The sequence below is a fragment of the Clostridioides sp. ZZV15-6598 genome, from assembly GCF_020657705.1.
Lineage (GTDB): Bacteria > Bacillota > Clostridia > Peptostreptococcales > Peptostreptococcaceae > Clostridioides > Clostridioides difficile_F.
In genome coordinates this window covers 36031-42827 of sequence record NZ_JAGWCS010000026.1, presented here as the reverse complement: position 1 = coordinate 42827, position 6797 = coordinate 36031, and the positions used below count along the sequence as shown (strand labels likewise).

Genomic DNA, 6797 nt, shown 5'->3' with positions numbered 1-6797 from the left:
AAAGTATACTTATCCAGACATTTTCAAACAATTATCTATATTGACTTTTTCTTTATCAATTTCAATTTTTAATATTCAATTTATAAACTTTTGGTGTCATTCCTTTTTCTATCTTAAAATTTTTATAAAAGTTATTTAGACTGTTATATCCAACTATTTCCGCAATCTCATTTATACTTTTTGTAGTATTTTCAAGCAGTTCTATAGATTTTTCTATTCGTATATGATTTAAATATGATATAAAGGTAGTATTCAAATTACTTTTAAAAATCCTAGATATATTGGATGGATTAGTTAAAAATAATTTAGCACAATCATTTAGTTTCAAATCCTCACTATAATTTAAATTTATATATTCTAGTATTTCATTTAGCAAATCATTACTGGTATACTTATAACCAATAATCTTTTCTACAGACCTAGTAAACTCTTTCAAGTCTAATGGTTTAAGAAGTATATCTTTTACATTTAATCTTAAAGCTTTTTGAGCATATTCAAAATAATCAAAGGCAGTTATTACTACAAATTTTATTTTTTTAGATATGTGAGATGTTCTTTCTATTACTTCCAACCCATTATATATCGGCATCTGAATGTCTATAAATACTATATCTGGCTCTAAATTAATTATCTTTTCTACTGCCTCATCACCAGAAGTTGCTCTCCCAACAATTTCTATTGGCATATCTTTCATCTCTATAAAATGTGTTATTATTTTTAAAACAGCTTCTTCATCATCTATTATTAGTGCTCTTCTCATGAGAATTCCTCCCTTTTAGCTTAATGATGCACAAAAAAGTAAGATATAAAAAATAATATAGAAACATCTAATATATTTCTTTATACTGATAAAACTTATTAATTTTATCTAAGTTTTATACATATTCTTTATTCATTTGCAATAGGAATTTTAATAACTATGTAAGTACCTCCTTTACTATTTGATTTAATATCCATCTCAAAATCATTTCCATAAGCAGATGTGAACTTTGTATATATTAAAGATAGACCATGACCATTATTGCTACGAATACCTGTTTTCACTTTTTCAATAATGCTTTCATCTAAAATAGTTCCATTATTACAAATTTCTATAACAGCATACTGACAATCTACACTTGCAACTATTTTAATTTGCTTTTCTTTATCAATATCTCTAAAACCATGTGTAAAAGCATTCTCTACAATAGGTTGAATAAAATTGAAAGGTACAGAAATCTTATATAAATCTTTAGGAATAATACATTCAACTTTTAATGCATCACCATAACGTAACTTTTGTAAATTTAAATAATTTTTAATATATAATATTTCAGCTTCTAATTCTACAAACCTTAAATCCGACCTCATTGTATATCTAAACATTTTAGACAAATCTATTATTGCACTATATAAATCATAACAATCATCATCAAGTGCTATACTTGCCATTGAATTTAAAGTATTAAATAAAAAATGATGATTTATTCTCAAATTAGTAACTGTATCCTGTGCTACCTTTAGATTCATTTCAAGTTGTTCTCCATAGTGATATGTCCTTGCAATGGTTTGTTCTTTTTCTTGTAAATCTTTCCTTATATCATTAAATGAGCAAAAATTTATTATATTTTTAGATATTTGCTTTAATAATCTTTTTATACTTCTAGCCGCACCTTCTGGAATATCATATAAATTACTATGAGTAGTATCTAGATTTAAATCAGATAACAATACATACCCTCCTCTAATAACTCCAATACTATTGTTCTTGTATAATATTGGAATATTATATATAGTTATCCCATACTTACATACGAATTGATTGCTACTTTTTTGATTCATACAATCGCAGTTTTTAGGAAACTTCATAGGGTTACACTTTTCAAAACAAAATAATGGAAAATATGGATTTTTTAAAACTATGTTCCATGAATCATCATATATAATCAATGGAATTTTAAATGGGTCAATAAACTGACCACGAATTGATTCTACTGCTGCATATAAGTTTAAAGTACTTTCACTATAATTTATTAAGGTCTTTTTTAAATCACTATTAGGATTGATTTCTATAACTTCACTTTCTCCTATATTACCTACATTATTTGAAACAATAAGTTCTTTTATTGGTCTATCTCCTGTGTTTATAGACTCATGTGTGCTACCAGATTCTATGTAAAAAATCATACCTTGGGAAAATGGCTTCCAAACTCCATTTATAATATATAACCCTTCTCCTTCTAAAATATATATCATCTGCTCTTGACCATAATGAACATGATTAAAATGTTTTTTACCTGGCATGGTAACTGCAATGTATATATTCATAGCTTGTTTTGGGTTGTTCTCATCATAAGTATGTTTCCATTCAATATATCCCCACTCAGTATTTTGAATTTTCATAAAAAAACCCTTTCTGTCTATAGATTATTTATATTCACTTATCTCTAAAAAACTAGAAAATAAAAATGTGTACATACTCTTTCATATGATAGCTATACTATATCAATATTCATTAGTTTGTACACATTATTATATTAATTATTATTTTTTTAATTACTTATAACTTACTTTATCATTTAAAAATATATATTTTACTTGTTATTTAATAACAGAAACACCCATATATGGTCTTAAAACTTCTGGAACTATTACAGAACCATCCGCTTGTTGGTAATTTTCCAATATAGCTGCTACACTTCTTCCAATAGCCAATCCAGACCCATTTAATGTATGTGCATATTCGGCTTTAGAATTTTTATCTCTTTTAAATCTTATTCCAGCTCTCCTAGCCTGAAAATCTTCACAGTTTGAACAAGATGAAATTTCAACATATCTGTTGTAACTTGGCATCCAAACTTCCACATCATATTTAAAAGAAGCTGTAAATCCTAAGTCACCTGTACATATTTTTACTACTCTATATGGTAAGTTTAATAATTGTAGCATAGTCTCGGCATTATTAGTTAATTTTTCTAATTCATTGTAAGATTCTTCTGGGGCTACTATTTTTACCATTTCTACTTTATTAAATTGATGTTGTCTTACCAAACCTCTTGTATCCCTTCCAGCAGAACCAGCTTCTGACCTAAAACAAGGAGTATATGCTGTATAATTTATTGGCAGTTGCTCAAACTTAAGTATTTCATTAGCATGTATATTAGTTAAAGGAACTTCTGATGTTGGAATTAAAAAGTAATCTAATCCTTCTATCTTGAACATATCCTCTTCAAACTTAGGTAATTGTCCTGTACCTAAAAAACTATTTCTATTTGCCATAAACGGTGGAATAACTTCTGTATATCCATTTACTGTTGTATTTGTATCTAGATAAAAATTTAATAATGCTCTTTCTAACCTAGCCCCTAATCCCTTATAAAGAGTGAATCTTGAACCAGTTATTTTCCCAGCTGTTTCAAAATCAAGTATACCTAACTCAGTTCCTACTTCCCAATGAGCTTTAGATTCAAAATCAAAACTAGTCGTCTTACCCCAAGTTCTCACTTCAACATTATCTTCATCAGTTTCCCCTTGTGGTACTTCTGGATGTGGTACATTTGGAATTCTCATTAACAAATATTCCATCTTTTCCTCTACATCTTTAAGGTTTTGGTCTATAACTTTAATCTTGTCAGATAACTCTTTTAGTTTAACTTTTTCATTTTCTACATCCTTACCTTCTTTTATAAGATTTGGTATATTTTTAGATGCAGTATTTAACTCATTTTTCATAACCTCAACTTCTTGAAGAATTTTTCTTCTTTCATCATCTAACTTAACTACTTCATCAAGATTAAAGGCTTTTTCACCCCTTCTTTCCATTGCTTTCTTTATACAATCTAAGTTTTCTCTTATTCTTTTTATATCAAGCATTTTTTCCTCCTCAATACTTTAAGATTGGATGTTATCTCTTAATCTCAGTTAACTTTGATAATAGTATATTTGCTTAAGGTTAAGAAATCTTTTTCTGTCTTATCCGAACCTATTATTTTTATTTAGTTATATTTTACTCACTTTTTTATATATTGTCAAATTATATTTAATTAAATTAATATCATTTAATTTTTCATCATTAATCTTACTTTTATTCTCATTATAATTATACTAATTTTAGCAATCAATTATCTATTTTGACTTTTTCTTTATCAATCTTATATAGTTATCAATTTTCATATAAATTTTTTTACCTTATGATATAATTCTTTATATATTCTTTGTCAGATGTTAGAATAGGAGGATTTTAATGAGTAATTCAAGTATAGGTAGAAAATTGACTTTATGTAGAAAAAAACAGAATATTAGTATAAAAGATTTATCTAAATTAATCAAAGTTACACCTTCTTTAATTAGTCAAATAGAGAAAGGAAGTGTAAATCCATCCATAAATTTTTTAAAATCAATTTCAAATGCTTTAAATGTACCATTAATTACTTTTTTCATTCCTCCTATTGATAATTCAGAATTAGTTGTAAGAAACAATCTTAGAAAAATAGTAATTTTACCAGAGTCAGAAAATATTTTATATGAAATGTTATCCAATAATCCATTTAATAAATTCGAATTTGCTATTATGAATTTAGCTCCTAAATCTTATTGTAAAGAAAAAAATGGGCATGCTGGAGACGAAGTTGCTTATATACTTAAAGGAAGTGTTGAGCTTAGTTTGGAAGATGATATATTTGAATTAAATGAAGGTGATAGTGTAAAAATACCATTTGGTATGAGACATAGGTGGGGAAATCCAAATGAAGTTGAAAGTAAAGTAATCTACATAGTAGTGTCCTAAAAGTTTAAATTTTTAAGGTAGAATTAATAAAATTATGGCAATGAATCTTTATACCTAATAAGCTAGCAATTCAGCCATATATAATATTATTTAATTCTACCTATTTTATCAGATTTTATTTTTACACAATATTTTTACATAATATCTAAAATAATACAATTCATATCTATTTTAAGGAATATAATACTTCACCTTCTACTATTGTTTGTAAAACTTTAATGTCTTTTATTTTAAGAGGGTCAACTGTAAGTGGATTTTCATCTAGAATTATTAAATTAGCTAGTTTACCTTCTTTAATTGAACCCTTTTTATCTTCTTCAAAATATTGATATGCTGCATTTATAGTAACACCCTTTAAAGCTTCCAATGGGCTTATCTTTTCTTTTTCACCTATTAATACTCCTTTTTTTGTAATTCTATTAACTGCACACCATATTGTTTCAAGCATATTAGGTGCTATTACAGGTGTATCTTGATGTAAAGTATAAATCAAACCTTTTTCTATAGTTGTTTTAAGAGGACTAATCTTAAATGCTCTATCTTCTCCAAGGTTTTTAATATGAATATCTCCCCAGTAGTATGTGTGAGCTACAAAGTATGATGGTATCATGTTTATTCTTTTCATTTCGTCAACTTGGTCTTCTCTTACAGTTTGGGCATGTATCATCACAGGTCTCATATCATCTTTGATATTTTTTTCCTTTATAACTTTTTCAAATGAATTTATTAGCTGGTCTGCTGCTGCATCTCCATTACAATGAGTTAAAAGTTGCATTTTTTCTTCTACAGAAAGGTTTATAAATTTCTCTACTTCTTCATCTTTATATATAGGATACCCACAATAACCATCTTCTGAATTTTCATATGGTTTCGTTAACCACGCTGTCTTTCCTTGAGGGGAGCCATCTAAAAATATCTTATATCCTCCTATTTTAAATCTATTCACATATTTTTTTACAAACTTTTTATTATCATTTTTTACAGATTTACTATTTTTTAAATCTATATATCCGACAATATCCATTTTTAATCTATTTTGATTTGACATTAGTTTTAAAAGATTAAATTGATTATCTGCCATTAATCCTTCTTGCACTGTTGTAATACCATAACTTAAGTAAATATCTTGTACTTTTTCAATTAGATTACAAATTTCATCTAATGATGGCTGTTTTATTTTAGATGATACCTTAAAAAAGGCATTTTCCTCTAAGTATCCATTTGGCTCTTTGCTCCCTTTGACTCTTCCTATATGCCCTCCTTCTGGGTCTTGTGTTTCATGAGTAACACCTAATTTTTTTAATCCTAGAGTATTAGCAACTCCCATATGACCAGAAGCATGTGAAATTAGTATTGGGTTTTCTAAAGATGCGCTATCTAATAAATCTTTATCTGGATGCATATTTTCTTCTAAAAAATTGTTATCATATGAAAAACCAATTATCCATTCGCCCTTTTTTATATCCTTTGAATCTTTAAAATCTTGTATTTTCTTTACTATATCTTTAAAGCTAGTTGCATCTTCTAAAGGAACTAATCTTAGGGTAGTAGCAAAAGCTGTCAAATGACTGTGTGAATCTATAAAGGATGGCATCAATGTTTTCCCTTGTAAATCTATGACTTCTGTTTCATCATTTTTTAAAGCTAAAATTTCTTCTTTTGTTCCTATTTTTTTTATTATTTTATCTTTTATGAGAATAGCATCTCCACATATTGAATCTTCCATTGTAAGTATATTTCCATTATAATAAATTTTTTCTTTCATAAAATTCTCCTTAAACTGTCTATTTTGATAAATTTATTTTATTGTTTTCTAATAAAATATTAATACTTCATTAAACTTATTAACATTTTATTAGACTTATTTTTCTATATATTAACTGCAATAAAGTCTTATTTTTAATTATTGTTCACCAAGAAATAAATACTATTCATTATAAGTGTGATAATTTAATAGTACTCATATTAACATGAAAAATTAATATTATCTGCTTATAAAAGAAGATATTTAGCATGAATTATTTTTTTGTAT

The 6797-nt window shown here is 26.5% G+C and carries 5 protein-coding genes; 1 reads left to right on the top strand and 4 read right to left on the bottom strand.

Annotated elements, in window-relative coordinates; genetic code table 11:
* Positions 1–61: 61 nt before the first annotated feature.
* The 3 genes from KGF50_RS07470 to serS all read right to left on the bottom strand — a co-directional run bounded on the left by KGF50_RS07470 (position 62) and on the right by serS (position 3852).
* Positions 62–760: a response regulator gene (locus tag KGF50_RS07470; protein WP_227847480.1), complete on the bottom strand. Its 699-nt coding sequence runs from the start codon at positions 758–760 to the stop codon at positions 62–64.
* 128 nt (positions 761–888) lie between these two features.
* Positions 889–2382 (bottom strand): histidine kinase, encoded by a 1494-nt coding sequence (locus KGF50_RS07465; RefSeq protein WP_227847479.1) that lies wholly within the window; start codon positions 2380–2382, stop codon positions 889–891.
* 198 nt (positions 2383–2580) lie between these two features.
* Positions 2581–3852, bottom strand: a complete 1272-nt coding sequence (serS, locus tag KGF50_RS07460) for a serine--tRNA ligase (RefSeq protein WP_227847478.1) — start codon at positions 3850–3852, stop codon at positions 2581–2583.
* Between the two features lie 370 nt (positions 3853–4222).
* Here serS and KGF50_RS07455 point away from each other — a divergent pair, with 370 nt between their 5' ends.
* Positions 4223–4765 carry a helix-turn-helix domain-containing protein gene (locus tag KGF50_RS07455; RefSeq protein ID WP_227847477.1) on the top strand — a complete coding sequence of 181 codons (543 nt, stop codon included), beginning with the start codon at positions 4223–4225 and terminating at the stop codon, positions 4763–4765.
* Positions 4766–4931: 166 nt separating this feature from the next.
* Here KGF50_RS07455 and KGF50_RS07450 read toward each other — a convergent pair whose 3' ends face one another.
* Entirely contained in the window at positions 4932–6530 is a 1599-nt protein-coding gene (locus KGF50_RS07450) for an amidohydrolase (protein WP_227847476.1), read from the bottom strand.
* Positions 6531–6797 lie beyond the last annotated feature (267 nt).